The organism is Streptococcus sp. DD10, assembly GCF_001578805.1.
Taxonomy (GTDB): Bacteria; Bacillota; Bacilli; order Lactobacillales; family Streptococcaceae; genus Streptococcus.
In genome coordinates, this window is sequence record NZ_KQ969157.1 from 637286 (window position 1) to 640796 (window position 3511).

At 30.9% G+C, this 3511-nt stretch carries 2 protein-coding genes; one reads left to right on the forward strand and one right to left on the reverse strand.

Translation table 11 applies throughout. From position 1 onward, the window contains the following. Positions 1-1263, forward strand: a 1263-nt coding sequence (locus STRDD10_RS02840; RefSeq protein ID WP_067192931.1) for a PLP-dependent aminotransferase family protein, incomplete at its 5' end; no start/stop codon positions are given. Here the strand turns inward: STRDD10_RS02840 and STRDD10_RS02845 are convergent. Further along, positions 1249-3511, reverse strand: a 2263-nt coding sequence (locus STRDD10_RS02845; protein WP_231853356.1) for a hypothetical protein, incomplete at its 5' end; no start/stop codon positions are given. The genes STRDD10_RS02840 and STRDD10_RS02845 overlap by 15 nt on opposite strands.

A 3511-nucleotide genomic window follows, 5' to 3' on the forward strand; every position in this document is an offset into this window, starting at 1 on the left:
ATGGATACCTTGCAGAAATTTGAACATCTGTACAACGATGCAATATTTACATACCAGAATCAACTTCCTCTATGCGCAGCAGAGAATGTTGTATCACCATTTTCTAAAATTATGCTCTCTTCATCACTACAAGAGAAATATCTTCTAGGAGCAAGTTCGATCTACCAAGAAAATAATTTTTTAGGGAGTAATAAGCTTTTTGAATTTAATAGTTTACTAAATCAACTATGCCTTGAACTATACAGTGCACAATATGCTGATGCACGCACTTTATCTGGGATTAATGCTGTTACCTCATTACTAATGACATTATTTGAAGTAGGGGACACTGTGTACATTACAAGTGATGAATACGGCGGTCATACCTCAATAAAGAAAATATGTCGAAGACTAGGGATAGTTACTAGATATATTCCTTATGATTACGATAAGTTAGATTTTGATTACGACCGATTAAATAAATCTCTTATAGAGGAAAATGCCAACGGGGTATTAGTTTGTCTCTCTGATGTATTATTCCAGCCTAAGTTAGAAAAGATTGACTTACCTGAAGACTGTATATTATTGTACGATGCCACCCAAACCTTAGGTTTGATTGCAGGTAAAGAAAATAAAAATCCCTTTGAATATTTCAATAGTAGCGATGATAATTTCATTATGTTTGGTGCTGCTCATAAAACTCTTCCAGGGGTGACATGTGGTCTTATATTGACAAATAATCCATCGTTACTTCAAAAATATGAAGCAATCAATCCTGACTTCTTAAGAAATACCCATTTTCATCACATTCTCAGTTTAATAACAACTTTGATTGAATTTGAAAAATTTGGCAACGCCTATTCTCAAAATATTCGGGAAATGGTCAAAGACCTTTCTAAAAAGTTAAAAAGGAATGGCTTTATCTTAGTAGGTGATGAACGGTATTCTGAAACTCACCAGATTTGGCTCTCTTTTCCTAATCAAATTGAATTAGACGCCTTTTTTGAAGCATGTTGCCATTATAGAATATCCGTAACAAAGCGAGAAAAGAAAATCTATAATGATTTTGGGATTAGGATTGGTTTACAAGAAATCGCACGCTATAATTGGGAAATTGATATTATTGATACTGTAGCCACGATACTAACGGCAATAAAAAATAATATGCCTAGCGATGAAATCACTAAGCATGTTGATAACTTTGTAAAAGCAAGACGAACTCTGAACTATACTTTTTCAGATGCACAGGTTAACCAATTTAAGCAAAGTTTACATGACAGTTAAAGGTATAAAACAAGACAGTTTTTTCGATAATTTTTGGGCAATATTAGAAGTATCATAATACTCTAACAGCCTAGCATACTTAGAGAGTTTATCAAGCATGTCATAGTCATGTGTTAGGTAATAATAAGCTAATTGGAATTGCACTTTATTCAATAAAGACTCTGTTTGAATGGCTCGATGAATAAAATTTAAATCTTTTTGTGTAACTTTAGCATGTTGCTCCTGCAATAATATCCTTCCAATCATTGCATTGTGATATAAATTAGTATCTCCAACATTTTTTGAAAATGCAATAGCTTTATCATAGAAATCATAACTCGCTTTATAATTCTTTTTAGAAGATTGGAAATAGAACTTCTCACGGTATAATTCCCCAGCTTCAAAATAATAATCATATAAAATTCTTAATTTGCTATTCTCTAAACTCTTAATATTTTCTATTAAGAGTTTTTCTGCTTTTTCTAAGTTATTACAACATTTACGATAAAAAATAATATAATGACGTTGAGCGAATAATACTATCTCGTTACCAGACTGTAAACTATTTATTTTATTTTCCAACTCTGCAAATTTTCTTTTCAGGTGTTTTTTTCCTTGAAACATATCAATTGAAAAGGCTGAATATAGCGAACGAATTTGATAATAGATTTCTTGACTATTGTTGGAAAGTTTACGAAAATTCTTAGATATTTGGCTTAAGTCCTCACCGATGTGCCTCTTACAATGCAAGATTAAATAGTTACAACGCTCTTGTTGTGCAGAAGATACGGTACTTGTTGCCAGTAATAATTCTAAATTTTCAATAGCATCTTGAAAGGAATTCGTTAAATGTAAGAGATCACAGAAATTAATCTTATAAGATATCGCTTCGGTTCGAACATTTCTATAGATTAGGTTGTTATTAAACACATCGCAATCATTTATTTTATCGATAATATCTTTCGCGTAGTTGTAATCTCCTATTTTTAATATAGAAGAAATAAAACAGTCAAAAAAAACATTAATAATTTTATCAAAATCAAAAAAAGCTTGAGGTCCGTTTTGTAAAATTATCTCACCAAAATATAGTAGATATTGATATTTTTCATTGTTGTACAATTGTTTTAATATTTGAATAAAGGTTGAATAATCATTTTTTATTGCGATAGGCAGTCGTAGTGATAATTCTAAAAAATTTTCCTGACAATGTATTTTATAATAATCCAGTAATTTTACGTACACGTACTCATTCTTTAAGTGTGAGAGATACTGTTCAGCAATGAGCGGATTTAATTCAATATTCTTTGTGGTTTCTTCAAATTGAATCAACCCTTTTGATGACAAAGACATTATTAGACCAATATCAAAAGTGGAGAATAGTTCCTCGGTAAAGTCATGATATAGAATTTTATTCAAAGCGATTGACTGCAAGAGGTCTCTCTCTTTAGCAGTGCAAATGGCTAATTGAGATGATATCACCTCCACGAGTTCATAGTTAAGCGGGCGGCGATTTGTTTTGAAAAGATAGTCTACATAGACAGGAATGCCTTGAGTTAGGGTAAATACTCTTGAAAGATTGTCTTCATCAATATCCAATCTACGTAGCTTTGCTAGTTCAGCAACTTGTTTCGCATCAAAATTCTTTATTTCTATTTGAGAAGATTCCTTAGGATTAATATAATTTAGCCCTATAACAATCTTATACTGAATATGATAATTATCTAGAAAAAAATTGATTATATTGGCGTATTGTGCCGGAGCAATATTATCTAAGATAATCAGACATTTTTTACGACCAAGGAGACTATTAAGCCAATTATAAAAATCAAGTGGACTGACTATCTTTATTTCAGTAATTTTCTCCAGTTCATCAATTAAATTTTTCTTTTCTAAATCGATATACAATGAAAATTTTATGCATTTTTCTTTTTTATCAAGGACTCTATCATGTAGTTTTTTCAGTGTAATTGTTTTACCGCGTCCTAGAGCACCGTATACAATAGTTAGTTCCTGTTCTTTTATGAGTTCCTGAAGAATTTCTTGGATTTCCATTTCTCGTTTTAAATAAACATTATCCTGTATGTACTGTTTGTTCTTGAAAATATCCTTACGTTTTTTATGCTTTTGCAGATAATGTTGTGCAAATTTCTGTGGAATTTTGAATATGAACAATATGACCGATATAATTATGGGGGTAAAAATTTGATAAAAATTGGGATATTTTGCTAATAACTCCTCTAAATATTTAAGCAATTTAATCTCTCCTACC